At 35.9% G+C, this 17189-nt stretch carries 15 protein-coding genes and 1 pseudogene; 3 read left to right on the forward strand and 13 right to left on the reverse strand.

Translation table 11 applies throughout. The features are described from left to right. Window positions 1-168: 168 nt before the first annotated feature. The 11 genes and pseudogenes from NEOC65_RS04100 to NEOC65_RS04150 form a co-directional block, all read right to left on the reverse strand. A pseudogene (locus tag NEOC65_RS04100) lies at window positions 169-645 on the reverse strand (transposase); the annotation flags it as partial. Continuing rightward, a complete protein-coding gene (locus NEOC65_RS04105; protein ID WP_213155810.1) occupies window positions 636-1004 on the reverse strand; it encodes an IS630 transposase-related protein in 369 nt (122 codons plus the stop codon). The gene NEOC65_RS04105 and the pseudogene NEOC65_RS04100, both read right to left, overlap by 10 nt. A gap of 334 nt (window positions 1005-1338) precedes the next feature. Next, complete coding sequence (locus tag NEOC65_RS04110; RefSeq protein ID WP_213155811.1) at window positions 1339-2511, reverse strand: hypothetical protein; 1173 nt, start codon at window positions 2509-2511, stop codon at window positions 1339-1341. Beyond that, window positions 2477-3934: an MBOAT family O-acyltransferase gene (locus NEOC65_RS04115; protein WP_213155814.1), complete on the reverse strand. Its 1458-nt coding sequence runs from the start codon at window positions 3932-3934 to the stop codon at window positions 2477-2479. The genes NEOC65_RS04110 and NEOC65_RS04115 overlap by 35 nt, the downstream gene beginning before the upstream one ends. 30 nt (window positions 3935-3964) lie before the next feature. Next, window positions 3965-5803 (reverse strand): glycosyltransferase family protein, encoded by a 1839-nt coding sequence (locus tag NEOC65_RS04120; RefSeq protein WP_213155815.1) that lies wholly within the window; start codon window positions 5801-5803, stop codon window positions 3965-3967. Further along, on the reverse strand, window positions 5800-7068 hold the full coding sequence (locus NEOC65_RS04125) for an O-antigen ligase family protein (RefSeq protein ID WP_213155817.1): 1269 nt from the start codon (window positions 7066-7068) through the stop codon (window positions 5800-5802). Before NEOC65_RS04125 ends, NEOC65_RS04120 begins: the two co-directional genes overlap by 4 nt. Before the next feature lie 69 nt (window positions 7069-7137). Further along, window positions 7138-8085 (reverse strand): glycosyltransferase family 2 protein, encoded by a 948-nt coding sequence (locus NEOC65_RS04130; protein ID WP_166157561.1) that lies wholly within the window; start codon window positions 8083-8085, stop codon window positions 7138-7140. Further along, the gene (locus NEOC65_RS04135) at window positions 8069-9364 is read right to left on the reverse strand and encodes a glycosyltransferase (protein WP_166157558.1); all 1296 of its coding nucleotides are present in this window, start codon (window positions 9362-9364) and stop codon (window positions 8069-8071) included. Before NEOC65_RS04135 ends, NEOC65_RS04130 begins: the two co-directional genes overlap by 17 nt. Continuing rightward, window positions 9365-10180 carry an ABC transporter ATP-binding protein gene (locus NEOC65_RS04140; protein ID WP_166157555.1) on the reverse strand — a complete coding sequence of 272 codons (816 nt, stop codon included), beginning with the start codon at window positions 10178-10180 and terminating at the stop codon, window positions 9365-9367. Then, window positions 10181-11017, reverse strand: coding sequence for an ABC transporter permease (locus NEOC65_RS04145; RefSeq protein ID WP_166157552.1), 837 nt, complete (start codon window positions 11015-11017; stop codon window positions 10181-10183). Window positions 11018-11348: 331 nt separating this feature from the next. After that, window positions 11349-11735 (reverse strand): hypothetical protein, encoded by a 387-nt coding sequence (locus NEOC65_RS04150; protein ID WP_166157549.1) that lies wholly within the window; start codon window positions 11733-11735, stop codon window positions 11349-11351. Between the two features lie 393 nt (window positions 11736-12128). On the opposite strand from NEOC65_RS04150, the gene NEOC65_RS04155 reads away from it, so the two are divergent. From NEOC65_RS04155 to NEOC65_RS09945, 3 genes are all read left to right on the forward strand, one after another. Continuing rightward, window positions 12129-12761 (forward strand): CPBP family intramembrane glutamic endopeptidase, encoded by a 633-nt coding sequence (locus tag NEOC65_RS04155; protein ID WP_166157546.1) that lies wholly within the window; start codon window positions 12129-12131, stop codon window positions 12759-12761. A gap of 188 nt (window positions 12762-12949) precedes the next feature. Continuing rightward, on the forward strand, window positions 12950-13231 hold the full coding sequence (locus NEOC65_RS04160; RefSeq protein ID WP_502710276.1) for a type II toxin-antitoxin system RelE/ParE family toxin: 282 nt from the start codon (window positions 12950-12952) through the stop codon (window positions 13229-13231). 425 nt (window positions 13232-13656) lie between these two features. Continuing rightward, window positions 13657-13803 (forward strand): IS630 transposase-related protein, encoded by a 147-nt coding sequence (locus NEOC65_RS09945; RefSeq protein ID WP_166157543.1) that lies wholly within the window; start codon window positions 13657-13659, stop codon window positions 13801-13803. A gap of 157 nt (window positions 13804-13960) precedes the next feature. Here the strand turns inward: NEOC65_RS09945 and NEOC65_RS04170 are convergent, their stop codons facing one another. Both NEOC65_RS04170 and NEOC65_RS04175 read right to left on the reverse strand, forming a co-directional pair. Then, window positions 13961-14857 (reverse strand): NAD-dependent epimerase/dehydratase family protein, encoded by an 897-nt coding sequence (locus tag NEOC65_RS04170; protein WP_213155819.1) that lies wholly within the window; start codon window positions 14855-14857, stop codon window positions 13961-13963. A gap of 25 nt (window positions 14858-14882) precedes the next feature. Then, on the reverse strand, window positions 14883-16925 hold the full coding sequence (locus NEOC65_RS04175; protein ID WP_213155821.1) for a glycosyltransferase: 2043 nt from the start codon (window positions 16923-16925) through the stop codon (window positions 14883-14885). Window positions 16926-17189: the final 264 nt, after the last annotated feature.

Here is a 17189-nt window from a genome sequence, read left to right on the forward strand (position 1 = left end):
CCAATGCTTTGGAAGTTACTTCTCTATTTAAAAAGATGCATCTATAAAGCCTACGATTGTATAAAGGGTTGCTCAAAAAACGTAGAAGCATAGTTCTTTTCCTCTTTCATCCATGGCAAGGGCTGCATCTATTTATAGTGGTTTAAATTTCTTATCATTCACCTATACTTAAAAAAAGTAATCAATGGTCGGAGCAAGAGTCGAAGACTTACTTAAGTTTGCTGCTACGATCTTCTTAAAATTAGCCCAAAAGGTTTCAATAGGGTTTAAATCTGGAGAATAAGGCGGTAGAAATAAAATCTCACACTCTGCCTTTTTGATAAGCTCATGAGTGGCTTGCGATTTATGGAAGGTAGCATTATCCATAATCAGAACTTGCCCTGCTTTAAGTTCGGGTATCAATATTTTTTCTAACCAAAAGTTAAACAAAAGAGAATGACAAGTATCTGTATAACAAAAAGGAGCTAAAATTTTAGACTTGCATTTAACTGCTATAAAGCTTTCTCTAGCAAATGAACGACCTGCTATAGCACCATAAATCTTTTCCCCTATAGGTGATCTTGAATGTTGGCGCTGTAGGTAGGTATTTATCCCGCTTTCATCTATGTAAATTCTATTTTCTTCCCGAATGTTTTCTAGCTTTTGCCTAAATTTCTCTCGCTTATTCTCATCTCTTTCCTTGTAGAAGGGTGTCTTTTTTTTAAAGTGATTTTCAGTCTTTTACAGGCATAAAAAACTGCAGCTATTGTCACTCCGAATGCCTCAGCTATTTCCCTAAGATAGGCATCAGGAGTTTGTTTTATATATAATTTTAGCTTTTCACTATCAATTTTACTGGGGCTCTGCCGCCTTTTTTTAGGAGCTAGACAACCTTGTTTTTCCCGCTTAATCCAGTTTGTTAAGGTGCGAACTGTTACGCCAAACACCTCACTAGCTGTGACCATGGAGCCGCCATTCTCTATATAATTCAAAGCTTTTTTTCTTAAATCGTGTGAATATACCATGCCAGTGGATTATACATATATCCTTAGAAAAATAGAATTTAAATAACTATATATTCTGGCTAATTGCACTTAAATTTTTAAGATTATAAGCTTTAAGAAAAACTACTTTTTTTAAGGCAAATTTTTCTTCATGGCTTTTTAATGAAGGACCTGTTTTTTTTAAGAGTAGATGTTAGTATACAGGGCTGCTTATAGCCTTTTAATTAGCTTCTTACACAATCATATTTAATAAAATAGCTCCTTTTTAAGGAAAAAAAGAGCTCGGAGTAAAGGTAATTCCCTTTCTAGGCTCTAGACAAGGATTTTCTTTAAATAACATTAAAAAGCTATTATTTTAAATATTTAATTGTTCTCGCAGCCAAATAGCCACCTCAGCATTTTTTCCTACCCAGTCATCCCTTTGCTTACGTATTTTTGCTAGATGTAATTCAACTGTTTGCGGATTTAATAAAAAACCAGCCTCTAGATCCCTATTTTCTTTCCCATACACACGATCAAGTATAATTTGCCCATACAAAGGGGTAAAGTGAGAGACCTCGAAAAAACGTCTATTAGAGTTACCTATTGATAAATCTTCTTGATTAAAAGCGCAGAAGCCGGAGAAATCGTAGATAGGGTAAATAGCACTTAGCTGGCGTTTCAAATTTTCTAAAGCTTTCCAACAATTACCTTGATAAAGCGCTTCCCAATAGTAAACATGGGCTGGACTAAACACTACTTTCAAATCAATATTGTTTTCCTGACACCTCCGCACAAGCTTTCTAAACATAGCCACTTTTTTATCATCAATTTCATAATTATTGAAGATTAACCTCTTCTCTTCTTTCAAAAATTGCACAGGGTTTTCGACGATTATTGGATTAAGAAGGATGAAATCATTTTCATCAATCTTAACATAATAGCCAGCCACCTCTTCTAGCTTTTTAGGATTTACATTGTGTTTAAAAGTAGACCAACTAAATTTAATAGTTTTTCGTGACAATAAGCACTGGGCCCAGTCAGAAAAAGAGAGAGAAGCCCTTCTCAATCGATCTTCCCTATACTCTGCTACAGGTTCCAGATTGCTTGCAAATGCGAAAAAGTCTAAACAAAGAAAAACTGCTTTCAGATCAGGTTGGTTATGTAAAGCATGTTCAAAATAGCCAAAGATCTCATCAAAGCGAGCTCCTGAGAATGCAGCTTTATAAGCTTGCCCTCCAACTAATTGATTATAATAGGTCAATGGAAAACCTGCACGTACCCGTGAGGATCCTAACATGATTGCTGTGGGCTTTTTAGCTATAATCTTAGCTGCCTTATCAAACCTTTCCTGTGTACTCTCTAATTTTTTATCATTAAATCCAACAATTAGAGGAGACTTAAAGTAATCAAAAGGGTCTATTAAATAGTTAAAGGAGACAATAGAAACAAGAGCAAATAGGCTAGAAATAAAAAAAGTAATAATAAAGAGACAAGGATTTTTATCAGACATATTAAAATTGATAATAAAGAAATTCTGTGACTGCATCCAAATCTATCAGGCAAATAATAAAAAGCGCACTTAAGCCTAATCCCGCTAAAATAGGATATCTTATAAAACGTTCTTTCCACCACATGCTATTGGGAAGTAATAAGATAGCTAACAGGCAGGCTAAAATTTTTAGCAAATCGTAGAGGCGTACATTGGAAAAATGAAGCCTTTCAAAAGCCACTCCATAAGCTTTCAAAAAAGCTAAGCTATATTCATATTTCTCAGGAAGGATTATTCCATTGTAGCCAAACAATCCCTTTAATATCATCCAAGCTCTAGGTAAATCAGGGGAGCGGAAGATAGCAAAAGCCACTACGACGCAGAAAAAAGTAAGCAGCTGTCCTAAAAGAGGTGATAAATTAACATTAAGCTTGCGCCATAAATGATTAATCATAAGAAAAAAACCGTGGCAGAGGCCCCATACTACAAAGGTCCAATTAGCTCCATGCCAAGCCCCACCAAGGAGCATAGTAATTAGCAGATTAGCTAATTTACGGGTTTCTCCATATCTGTTACCTCCTAAAGGTATATATAAATAATCTCTCAAAAAATTAGAGAGCGAGATATGCCACCGGCGCCAAAAATCAATCATTGAGGTGGCTTGATAAGGAGAGTTAAAATTAAGCGGCAATTGAATATTAAAGTAGAGCCCTAATCCAACAGCCATATCTGAATAGCCGGAGAAATCAAAATAAAGCTCTATAGAATAAGCTAAGGCCCCTATCCAGGCTTGTAAAAAAGGGATTAAAGTTTGATTTTGATCAAAAACCGGGGTGACATATCTATACATGGCATCAGCAATGAGGACTTTTTTGGCTAATCCTATGACGAATAAAAATGTTCCTTGGGCAAAATTGTAACTAGACCATTGATAGTTGGCAGGGTTGTCAAATTGTGTAATCATTTCTTTATGGTGTAAGACTGGACCTGCGATTAAATGAGGAAAAACTGTTACGAATAGGCTGTAAGAGCACCACCCTCCCGGAACGGCCCTCGCTTGATAAACATCTACAAGATAGGCTATTTGAGTAAATGTAAAAAAAGAGATTCCTAGGGGTAGAATGATATCTAATAATTTTACCTCAGAAGATAAAAAATAGTTAGCACTGCTAATAAAAAAATTAAGATATTTAAAATAAAGTAAAAGAGCCAGATTGAATGTTAAGCTTAATAATAGATAAAGCTTTTTTAATTGGCTTGTAGAAGCATTATATATCTGATTGCCTGCTATATAATTAAAAAAAATAGATGCACATAATAAAGGAACAAACCGCACATCCCAGTAAGCATAAAAGATTAAAGAACTGATTAGCAAAAATAGCTGAGCACCTTTTTTGAGGTGAAAATAGCAGCAAACAAAAAATATTGCTACCACGATAGGAAGATAGATAAAGATGAAAAAATAAGAATTAAATAACATTTTCACTCATTTTTATTTTCAATAATCTCTCTAATATTCTGTCTTTTCAAGATCTTCGAAGTGAATTTTTTCATTCTCCCATAATTTCTGCACAAATCGACGATGTACCCAGGACAAAGTCTCATAGTCCTCTATATTGACTTTCTTACGAGAAATGCTCTCATGATGAACTCCTACTGCAAAGGGAGTATATAAACAGTGCAGCCCTTTTGCACGCACTTTAACTGCTAGGGCAGTATCACTAAAAGCTACAGGAAACCATATCTCATCAAATCCGTCCACTTCAAGAAAGGTCTTCTTTTTAATCATGCAGCAAGCAGCTGTAACGGCTGCTGATACTCTTAAAAAATTAGTTTTCCTAAGATGGTGAAATTTTTCAAGCCTCTCTTCATGGTGCCAAGATTTCATAAAAGCGGCTCCTGAGGCTTCAACGATCACGCCTCCATGCTGCAATAAGCCATTAGGATAATTTAAACGGCAACCGACTAATCCAATTCCAGGCTGTTCGATCCACCGGCACATCTCTATTAAACCGTCGGCATCTAAGTCTACATCATTGTTAAGGAAAAGGATATTTTCTATATCTTTAGCTATTTTAGTTTCTCTAACCGCCATATTGTTTAAACGTGAATAATTAAAGGGCTCCTCTATTCGAATAACTTCTACCCCTAATTCCTTCAATCTTTCTGCTATAGAAAAGTCTTGGCTATTATTATCAATGGCAGTCATTCTCACGCGGACATTTTTTTGCTTCATGATATGGCTGACAGCAGATAAGGTGAGACGACAATGATCTTTATAAAGCATGATTACATGCACTTCAGGAATGCTAAGAAGTTGAGGGATGGCCCTTACGCTAGATTTGGAATAGCCGGGCGTCCAATGCCAGTTTAATTTTTTACTTTTTGAATAATTTTCAAAAGATTTAAGAATATTTTTTAACGCAGGCAAAGTTGAATAATGGGTCTCTTGCTTAATTTTATTTTCTTCTCTAATTGCATAGAGAGGCAAAGGCACTTTATGAAATAAAGCCCCGGCTGCATCTAATCTTAAAGGTAAGTCAAAAGTGTGTATTCCCTCACTTTCTTTAAGCAATCCTCCAATTTTTTCCCAAAGCTTTTTAGGAATAAGTAAAGTATGACCTAAATCATCATTAAATATGTAGGGAAAACAAGGCCGTTGCGGCTTAAGAGTACGAGTCTTTGGAAGGGGCATGCAGCGACTATTGATCTGATATTCATCACAAAACAATACAGTAAAATCTTTTGCAGCCATAAAATTAAGAGTTTGCTCATAGCGATAGAGTAGATCAGGCCTCATCCAATCCCCTACCGGCAAGATAAACAAGTAATTGCCCTCAGAGATGCTAGCTAAAGCATTCATCACATCACTTGCCAGAAGATTTTTTTCAAAATTAAATACCTTTAAGCTGACCAACTCGTTAGGAATAAAATGCTTGAGTAATTTTTCTATTTCGCTCTGCGACTCTTTGGAAATAGCTAATAAAATTTCTTTATAGGGAGCTGTTAGGTCTAAAGCTGCTTTAAGGGTTTGCTTAAGATACTTTTTGGGGCACTGGGTCGCATCAATTAAGATAGAGTAATAAAATCTGTTATTGTCTGGAAGGAGAGCATGCAAGCCTTGCACAGTTTCTTTTAATCTATTCCATTTAATGGATTGATTATCCTCAAGCTCTATATTTTCCTCTAAATGTTTAGTGAATTTTTCTATATATAAAAAATGCTGCTTAAAATAAGAGAGTAAATAAGAAGAAAAGCATTTTTTTTGAAAACCGCGTAATAAATATCTCGCGGAGACACCTAAGTATTTAGCAGAAATCCTACCCAATCTTTTCACTTTATTCATCATACAAGCTCACAACGACCCTTTTCGTGCTGGGAGGGTATTTTTAATATATCACTTACCAATAGAAACATTGAGTAAACAATACCACTTGTTAAAGAAATAAGAAAAGGATTAGTAAACCCAGAGAGAAGCCATACACCAAAAAGACCTAAAAAGGACAGCTTTAATCGATTAAAGGGCGGCGCAAATAGTTTGTAAGCTATAATGCCTACCGGCATCATCAAAATAATAAAGCCTAAGATTCCAAATTGCATCAGAAAAGCAATCCATTGAACTTCATAAGAATGGTGCAAATCACCCCCTCTTACTAACTTTTCCACATATCCTCCAAGACCTTTCCCCAATAAAGGATAAATATCGAGCTCTTCCATTAGGGCGTTAATCTGATCTACGCGCACTTGGTCAGACATCTGGTTATCATAGCTAAAAAAACGCTCATAAATAAGAATTTGTACTTTTTCTATTCCTATCCAGCTTAATCCTAAAATAGCGACTAGAATGGTTAAAATCATCATTCTGAAAAATCCTTTAAAGCTTAAGGTAAAGGCGTATAAAATTATACTTATTCCCACCACCCCATAGAGGAAGCGTGAAAAGCTAAGAAAAATCGCAGGCAAAGTAATTAGCAGAAATAATCCCTTAAAGCTTTTACTTAATCCTAAGTTTAATCGATGACCTTGTAATACGAAGAGCAGTAAAAAAGGAGTGATAATATCTACTGAGGTTTGCAAACGGGATAAGTTACCTTGAAGCATGGCCATGCTCATATAACGAATCCCTAAAAGTTCTAATAAATGAAACATGTCTATAATTTTCAAAACATGGAGAATGACTATGGCCACTTTAATGGCTGAGTAGGCAAAATTAGAATAGATAATCGCTTTTAAAATTTTTTCTTTAGTAGTTAAATCTTCGTGCACCAGATTCAACGTCATGATGACAGTCGCAATGGTGATGGAAAAAATTTTAAATTGATCGAAGCCGCTATTTAACCATTCATTTTTTTGCCAATGACCAATAAACATCCAAATCAACAAAAAACTTAAGGAAATGCAAGCAAAACAGATGAGGCGCAGTTGATGCATTGTCAAACGCATTCTAAAAAAGCTATAAAAAATCATTAAACAAAAACACCCAAGGAATAACCCACTTTTAGGAGTCATCATTCCATGGTTACCGTCTGAGGGAAACGTTAAGCCTATGACGAGCATGGCAAAATAGGGCCATACCCAAAAAGAAAATTTTAATAAATTGGCATTTGCTAGCATACCTGCTCTCTATAAGCATTGTTTAATGTGAATAAGGTATTTTTAAGGGTGAGGAGCTGCTTTCCCCTATCACCCTAAGAAAAAATCCGCTAGGTTTCGCACCCATCCCTGCTTAAAAAACCCATGACAATAAACTGTTTTTTTTCTCTTCATCCAAGGAAGCTGAGCAAGCTTTAAGAAATCTTTTAGAATCTTTTGTTGCGAAAGACTTAGCAACTTCTGATAGCGCTGATAGAAAATTAAAGCCTGTTGAAATTTCTTTTCATCGGTCTGGCGCCATTTATGCAATTTTTTTTTCATATTATAGAAATTAAAAAATTTTTGCGCACCTAATGTATTTGTGGAATGTTGCCTGTAGTAAAGAGTAGCCTCATTAATGACCCCTATTTGGCCGAATGCCGAGGCGGTTAAAGCTAACCACCAATCATGCATAAAAGCTTCATGAGGGATGGGCCTGGCCATTTCATTCAGGAGGCGATTGATCATTATCGTGCACCCAGTCACTCCATTTTGAGTTAATAATCTATTTAAGCTAGAAGAATGATGGGGCTTAAGATGAGTATAATGCCAAAAAGAGGGGTCCAACAGATGTAAATTTTCATCTACCACGGTGAGGTCGCTATGGACTAGCAAAGGAAGTTCCCCATACTGATTTTCCATGGCTAGCATACAAGAAAGAGATTTTTCAACTTTATTAGGCTTCCATACATCATCTTGGTCAGAAAACATGAGATAAGAAGAGGTTGAAGCTTTCATCAGCTGAGAAAAATTAGCTTTCACGCCTTGACGCTTTCTACCTTGGAAAAAGGTTATCCTATCAGGAAACTTGGAAAGATAGCTTTTAATAATTAAGGGGGTATTATCTATAGAAGCATCATCTCGAATTAAAAGATGAATAGCAGGATAGGTTTGATTTAACAAAGACTCTATTTGCTCTGCTAAGTACCTTTCTCCATTATAAGTGGCCAGCAGGATATCAACCTTGCGATGGTTAGAAAAGCTAGGTTTTGATTCCATTATTCCGCCTTACCCACCATCTTTCTATTAAATTCCAAGGATGGCATTTTTGAAGCTGATAATAAAATATTTTGGCAAGATCATAAGCAAAATAATTTTTAAGAGGATTATTCATTAAATGCTCAATAATTTCTTCAAGAGGGACTACAGCTTTTTCCCAGACAAGCTGCTCCCTTAGTTCTTTAAGCTTGCTTTTTATTCTTAGCGTTTCAGCTGAATTATCTATTAGCTGGCTTATCGCTAAAACTAAAGCCTGAATATCTTGTGCAGGTACCACTTTGCCAATTTTATTTTTCAAGACGAGTTCTGCAAAGACATCACCCTCAGTAGTAATCAGGGGCAAGCCTGCCCAAATATAATCTAAGAGCCTGGTGCGAAAGGAATATTGAGTTTCCAAATGCTCAAAATGTGTGGATACCCCAATATCTGCATCCAAAAGAAAATTTTCACGTTCTTCATAAGGTATCCATTGTTCATTAAAGAAAACAAACTGATCTTTAATTTTTAAGTCTTCCGCTAGCTTAATTGCTTTATTAGCCATACTCATGATAGGAATGCTGGCATTAGGATGCCTGATGCCCATAAAAACCAGCTTTATATCGCTTCTTTGCTTAGATAGCTCCTTAACCGCACGAATAAGAGTCAAAGGATCAAACCAGTTCCAAATGCCCCCTCCCCATAAGAGAAGCTTATCTGAAGCTTTAATGTTAAATTTTTCGCGAAAACCGCTGTTAGATTGAATAGCAGGGCGGGAAGGAATCCCAAAAGGGGCGATGCCTACTAGTTTATGTAACGTTTCATCTTGATCATAAATGCTAGGGGAAATTTTTCTTAAACTTAATAAAGCACCTATCCATAGATCTCTTTGCCGATGATTGGCGCAAATCACCGCATCAGCCATGCGTAGATTGAAATTAATAGTATGGATAATCGCACGATTAAGATGTTTTCTTACTTTAAGTGCTGAGGGCTTGAAAATTTCTAAATGCTCTAAGGGTTCAGGGTCGTAGGCATCATAGATAAGAGGAATTTTATGACGCTTAGCATGGAGGGCAAGGTTTGGGTCGATAGTTTGAGTGATGATAACATCTATCTTTTTAAACTGGATGGGACCTGTGCTTATCGTAAAGTTGGTAGAGACTTGATCAGTTTGATTAGGAACACGTAGCGTCACTTGATGGCTTTTAGCAAGTGCGTGCGCAAATTCCCAATAACGAATGGCCGGTCCCGCCATTGATTTTCCCAAGGTATCTAAACAATTTAAAAGTATTCTTACCATTTAACTCGTCAGGTTTCCTTGAATTTTTTGTTCATAGGCTTTTATACATCTTTCTATGGAACCGACCTCAATCTGTCGCCCATTCTCTAAATAAATTCCTTTATTACAGATTTCTAACAAAGAATGAATATTATGGCTGACAAAAATAATTGTTCTGCCACTCAATGCCAGCTCACGCATTTTTTTTATACATTTAGCTTGAAAAGGGGCATCGCCTACCGCTAATACTTCATCTAGGACCAATACCTGAGGATCTAAATAAGCGGCTATGGAAAATCCTAAGCGCGTGTACATCCCACTTGAATAGCGCTTGACGGGCGTATCTAAAAATTTTTCAATCTCTGCAAATTCCACAATTTCATCAAATTTTCGAGCAATTTCCCGTTTACTCATTCCTAATATAGCACCATTTAAAAAGACATTTTCTCTTCCTGTCAATTCAGGATGAAAGCCTGTGCCTACTTCCAGTAGGCTGGAGATCTTTCCTCGAAGAAAAATTTCACCGTCAGAAGGCATGATGATGCGTGAGAGCAACTTTAGCAAGGTAGACTTTCCTGCACCATTGCGGCCAATAATTCCAAATCGGTCACCTTCTTCTATGGCTAGTGAAATATCTCTCAAGGCCCAAAATTCTTCTGTTTGCTTTTCTTCTGCAGCTGCTGCTCGGCATTTATGGCCCCTCATTCTCTTCCAAAAACGACGTCCGTGCGTAGCCAATGTTTCTACCAGTGTCGTTTGCCCTAAGGGGGGTTGATCATGAAATATCGTATACTTTTTCGAAACATTTTTTACTTCAACGATATTTAAATTACCCATTTACAACCTATCCACAAAAGAGCGTTCCATTTTACGAAAATAAAGAAAACCGGTAATTACTAAAATAAGCGTAACAACAGCAGAAGTAGCGATGGAATAAACCAAATGAGGGTAGGTAAAGCCAAAAAGAGACCACCTGAACCCATCTATAATTCCTACCATAGGATTCAAGCAGTATAGCCAGATCCATTGGCTAGAAATCTCGCTGCTGCTATAACCTACAGGAGAAATAAACATGCCAATTTGGACAACAAAAGGAATTAAAAACCTACAATCTTTAAATTTTACTGTCAAAGCGGAAAGCCAAAGAGATCCTCCTTCACTTAATAGCAAAGCAAGCATAATAAAGATAGGTAAACCCATCAATGTGGCAAAATTTAAAGGCTGAACAATAAAACAAAAAAAGAATAACAAAATCATGCCTATGAGAAAGTCTGCAAAATGTACAGCAATTTGTGCGGTAGGTATGATGATACGAGGAAAATAAATTTTAGAGATTAGATTGGCATGATGGAGAATACTCGTTGAGCCCTCTACTAGAGCATTAGAACATAATTGCCAAGGAAGCAAACCGGCTAAGACAAAAGAAGCATAGTTGATATTTCCCGAGGAGAGATGGGCGATTTTCCCAAACACCAGCGCAAAAATTCCCATATTGATGAGAGGGCGAATGACTGCCCAAGCTATTCCAAAAAAAGCTTCCTTGTAGCGCACTAAAATATCGCGCCATGCAAAAAAATATAAAAGTTCCCGATAGTCGATTAAATCTTTAAGATATTGGGTCTGTCTTATATGAGGATTGATTCTCAATAAAAAAGGCTTCGTAGGCTTGTTCATAAATCAAAACGACAATATTAAAAGGCATAAAAAAGGTTATTTTAGACGCTTCGCTTGTTTTAATACAGTACTTTTAACAAGAGCCTCTCTGCTCTTATCTCTCGCTCTAATTCTTTAAAATCCACCGAAGGGCTCTTTGATATCCTGGGATGGTGGGTGGCCTGAAATGGTAACCAGCTAAGCTTCTTCCAGATTAAGAAGTAGTTTTATAAGCAACGCTATTTGCACAAGGTGCTTTAAAAATTTTTATCCTCGCCATTTTTTAGCAAGGATAGAAAATTCTTCTACTGAAAAACTAGACCTATTTATTATCTGAATCTCAATTGAGTTCTCAGTACTTGTACCTTCTCCAAGTTTTTAAATAATTCAAAACATTTTCAAAAACAGGAAAAAAGTCTTCAAGTGACTGATCATGAAAATCTCTAGAATTTTCAGAAACAATGCATATATTTTTCTTCTCAAATTTTCTTCGAGTGATTTTTTCCACCTTTCCTGAGAGGTTGACACGGATCGAAGCAAATTCACTGTTTTTTTGGTAATGGTCTTCTATTTTTTTTAAAAGAGACTTAACAAAATGATTAATAAGAATCTCTTTTTCTTTAGGGGAAAAAGTTAAATTAATATCATAGCCGCACTCGCGCGCCGTAGCTTGAAGCGCTTTTTTTTCAAAAGCAGGTTTAATAAAGTCTTGTTTTATTTCTTCCAGGATTGAATTCATAGTTTATCTTTATTTTATAGACCAAAGATTGATTATATATAAATAGGATTATACATCCATATTAAATTATCTACCTATCAAATAGTTTTTTTCCACCAAATTTTCTATCGGATAAATATAGGCAGGGAAAACAAAAAGGTAGGAAATAGAAGGATTATTATCTTAATAAGCTATCGGCTTAAGTTTTATTCAATAAATTTTATACTTATAAAATCTCTACATTCAGGCGATAAATTTTTTTTGGGGGGTGCAAATTAATCTTATTTTTCTAAGAACTTTTTATAATCAAATAAACTCCATTTATTAATTATTGTTTTATATAAAAGATTTATTGTTTTAAATTATTTATATTATTATAATAATATTAACTTTAACTTCACAAAAGAGTTTAATATGAATTCTACCAATGTTGTTTCCTATACAATGGCAGGCATAGCAGGCGTATTATTGTTTTATCCCATTACTCCTACTCTGTATTCTTGTGGAAGGCAAATTTTTAGACGGACAGGGTGTAGCCTCTGGAGTGGAGTGCCAGATTGTGTAAAAGATAAAATTTGGAAGCCCCTTAATGCAGGCATGAATGAGAGTATTGTTGTTTTTGAGAACATAAGCGTTAAAACTATAGATTACGCGTGCCAGCGTTCAAGCTTAAAAACTAAATTCTTTAGCACTGACAAAGGAAAGGAGCTGGTAGGTTGTGTGTTAGTTGCTCCTATTATCGAAGAATTGGTTTTTAGGTGCATGCCTCATCTTATCATACAAGTCGGACTTCCTCACTTCAATCGGTTTTTAGATAAAAAATTTAATGTTATGTTGGATACCCCCCTAACAGAGTTAGTGGGTGTATGTTTTTCCACCTATGCATTTACAATGGCTCACAATGATGCTCAGCTTGCAGCACAATTGAGATTATTAGCAGTGGGAGCGACATGTGGGCTTGTACAATGGAAATGGGGCTTAGGGCCTGCCATCTTTACCCACGCGGTTTATAATGGGTGTACTTATATTTTCAGGCAGCGCAATTAAATAGCTGATACTAAAATCCTAGTTTATTAATCTCCTTGTAAGCAAGGTGGCGAAAAGTATTTTTTCCTTAATTCAACCTTGGCATCTCTATAAAAATTTTCCTCGGTAAGATAGAAGATATCGATGATTTCAAAAAAAGCTTAGCCGAAAACTCAGAGCAAGGGGATGTAATTACTGGAACAGGAGGAATAAGGAAAGCTCACTTGAAATCAACTCCTAAAGGAAAAAAGGGTGGATTTAGAGTAGGCTATTTAAATATAGAAGATCGAGTGATTCTTTTCTCATTGTTCATTTATTCAAAAAATGAGCAAGAAAATTTATCTCAAGAAGAGAAAGTGGAGTTAAAACAAATAGCTAAAGCAATCAAAAAAAGAATAAAAATGAGTAAGTTATTTAAAGGGCTTGAAGAAGTTCTAGCACTCATACTAAGAAAGGTTACGCTTAAAGTCGGGGCTTATCGAAATCCCTGAGCCTCCAAATAAATATAAAACTATCGATATTAAGAGAATCAGAGAGAAAAATCCTTATTCCCAAGGAATTTTTGCAAAAGCCTTAAATGTAAACGTAAAGACAGTTCAATCTTGGGAATCTAGAACCCATGTTCCAAGCCCTGCAGCGCTGCGACTTTTAGAAACTGTAGACAAAGGTTTTTATGCTCCTCAAATTTTTAAGCCTCTATACTTGTAATAGTTTCATGGTCGTTTTTCCCATTAAAAGCCGAGCCTGCTTTCCAGAATGCCTAGATTAACCAAGTAGGTTTTTGAAAATCCTCGGTTTCCTCCAACATTGAGATGTTCGGGTAGACTATATTAATTAGCGAAAATTTTTCTATTACTTAAATTGGCTCTATGGTTATCTAAATTTTATTTTTCTGAGGATACTATGATCAAGCGGCATGACATCCCTCCATGATTTAAGAAAAAAAGCTTTAAATTATATAGAGAATGGCGGCTCAATGGCTACAGCTCGTGAGGTGTTTGGCGTAACAGCTCGCCCATTAACAAACTGGATTAATAGGAGAAAAAAATTTATAGTGCTATAGAGCAGGTCGCCCTCTTGCTAAAGAAAGCTCTATAGCAGCTAAATCCAAGTCTCAAATTTTAGCTACTTTTTGTTATACAGGTACTTGTAATTCCCTTTCATTTCACTTTTGGCTAGGAAAATATTGATGCCAGAGCTTAAAGCAGGTCAGCTTGTAATTAATGAATACTTGCCCACATTTTCTCTAAGCCTTCTTTTAACTCTATTTTTGGATGCCAGTTAAGAGTTTGACTAATTAGCTTTGGAGATAAAACGCTAAAAGTAGGCTCACAGCTATTATTGCACAAGTTAACCTTAATTTTTCTTTTAGAGATTGCTTCTATAGTGTCTAAAACTTCTTTTAAAGAAGTTCCTTGGCCGGAGCCCACATTAAAGACTTGCATCAAAGCTTTTTCAGGAGGATTTTTAATGATTAAATGAAAAGCGTGAGAAAGATCATCTAGATGAATGTAATCTCTTATGCTATAAAGAGAATCAATAATATTTAAAGTGGAATTATCTATTAATTTGGAAAAAATGACCCCAATGAGCCCATTTGTACGCGTAGAAGGAAGAAGAGCACCATAAGGGTTACTTATCCGCAATACAGTCCCCCGAATTCCATACTTTCTGCAAAATAAAGCTAAATAATTTTCTACCGCTAGTTTATTAATACTATAGCTACTCCAAGGATAGGGAGGATCTGACTCCTGATGAGAAACTAAAGAGCTCTTTTGATACATATTTCCTCCACTACTTGCAAAAATAATATGACCCTGGGGATTAGCTTGGGCATAGGCTTCAAAAAGGGTAAGAGAAGATAAAAGATTATGAGAAATATCAGAAAAAATATCTTCATCAGAGGTCCATGGATTGTTTACCCAAGCTAAATGGATCAAAACGTCGGCCTGTTGGACAAAATTATTGATATCTACAGGATTGTTTAGATTTCCTATAAACTGCTGCGGGGAAGGGATGGTAGAAATAGATTGACGAACAAAGCGTTTATGAGGGAGAGGAAGAAACTTGCAGAGATAATTTCCTATAAAACCTGTACTGCCCGTAATTGCAATCATAGGCGCTCATTTAAAATAATTGATTTTATAGGTCGTTCATTAAAGATTTATCTTTTAACGATAGTTCTTCTTTAATTTTCGAGATAGTCATTTCTAATGAAAATTTCTCATTAAAGGTTCTGTGGGCATTGAGCGCTAATTGACGTGTTCGCAAAGGATGATTAATAGCTTCCACTAAAGCCTTTTCTAAAGCTTGGGCACTAAAAGAGCGACATAAGTAGCCGGAATAATTATGCACAATAGCTTCCGAACATCCATTCACATCGGTAGAAATAATAGGAACACCTAAAGACATGGCCTGTAAAAGAGATAAGGGCAAACACTCTACCGCAGAAGATTGAACAAATAGGTCTGCTTTCTTGTAAAAGGAATCCAATTGGTGGATCTCGATACAAGAGATAAGATGAATGCGTTCTTGAAGGTTAGCACTAAGAATCTTTAAAATGATGTCTTGATTATAGCTATCTAAAGAGGAGGGTAAGCCTACTAGGGTCAGAATCACATCCTGGGGTATTAACTCTTTTTTTATACAAGCAATAAAGGCATCGACAAGTAAATGAAAACCTTTCCTAGGAGTGCTAAAGCCTATAGAAAGAAGATTTTTGATAGGTTTATGAGAAGCTAAAGATACACTGCTCTCTTTCACCCCACTCCAATATAACACTTTTCCTGAAACATCTAAAATACTGTTCCAAATATTCTTCGTGCTTTCCGATCCAAACCAAAAATTGAATCTTTTTTTATGATTAACCCTCTTTAATAAGTGAAAAGCTAGGTTGGTTTTAAAATAAATAGTAGGAGAAAAAGATTCATGGATATACCAATAAATCTTTTTAAAAGGAGCAAACAGTAAAAGGGGTAGCACAAGAGCAGAGCTGGCAGCACTGTTAACAATAACAGTGGAGGAAGCCCTTAGGTTTAAATAAAGAGTGGCCCAAATGAGTGCCCCCAGGCGCTTCCATTTTCCGATAGGTTCATCCCACTTTAAGCAGCCTGCAGGAATTATATAAAGAGGAATCTTTAATTTTTTATATTCATTTTTCAAAGAGCCTTCGCGCATGGAGATGACAGAAACTTTGTAGCCTTGGCCTTTAAGAGAGGTAGCAAGATCTAAAACTAACTTAGATCCCCCTCCCCCCGGCGCTAAATCATGGGTAATAAGGGTAAACTTTTCAGATTTTCCAACATACTGAGAAAAATTGCTTTTGAAATCTACCGAAGGGCTATCAGAGCTGGCGATTTTAGGAGTATAAATAAACTGAGCCAAAATGCTTCCCAAATTTATCGCATTTTTGGCTTTGAGAAATGCTTTAGATCCATTATAAGGCGAAGGAGCATTTTTATTTAAAGGAGCGACACGGCTTACACCCACAAAATAATTGAGATAAAGCTCTTCGCGCTCTTTATGGCTAAGCTCGATCTCCTCCTGGGATACTTTCTCCTCTATATAACGGTAATAATAAAGATTTTCATTTAAAAAGCTGATCTCATAATTTATAAGAGAGCGAACAATATAATCCAAACTGCCTTGATATTTATAATCTCTATAAGCACCTAAGCGTGTGTGAAGTTCACGTGAAAAAAACATATTGCCATAGGTCATGGCAAGATTAAAAGTCATAAAAGCTTCTTCAATATGTTCAAGGTGGATAATTTCAAACATTTTTTCTTCGTAAATTCTTTTTTGAGAAGCATCAAAGCAATGTCGCCGGCTATCTTGATCTACTAGATCTACGCGCGTAAAGATAAAATGCGTTTGAGAAGCGATAGCTTTGTCTACCAGCCTTTCTATCCTATTAGGCGCAAAATAGTCTTGAGGAGAGAGAAAAGTTAAATAATCTCCTTGAGCAATTCCTAAACCTCTGTTGATAGCTTCAGCAAGAGTTTGAAAATTTTCTTGAAGGTAAATGCATTTATATTTTGTAGATTTTATAAAATCTTGAATGATAAAAGAGAAAGGAAGAGTAAAATGGCTGTCTAGAAGAATAACCTCCAGAGAAGCATACGTCTGTTCAGCTACAGAGTTTAAGGCAGCCTCTAAGTAGTCGCAATGGCTGCAAATAGGCATAATTAAAGACACCAAAGGAGCTTTCATAGAGTCAATTTATTTAAACTTTACAATGTATTCATCCCGGACAAGCATCTGTTTTATCAGCTTGCCATGTTCGTGTCAACGGGTGGCGCTATTTTCTCCTTCTCCTGTTGCGAATAATTTTTTAAAGCCTTCCCTTATTTGGATCCTCTTTAGTTATAACCCATATTCATCTCATTTTTTTATAAGCCTTTGGATATGAATAATTTATAAATTTTAAATTTAAAAATTAACTTTTAT

This window comes from Neochlamydia sp. AcF65, assembly GCF_018342435.1.
Taxonomy (GTDB): Bacteria; Chlamydiota; Chlamydiia; order Chlamydiales; family Parachlamydiaceae; genus Neochlamydia.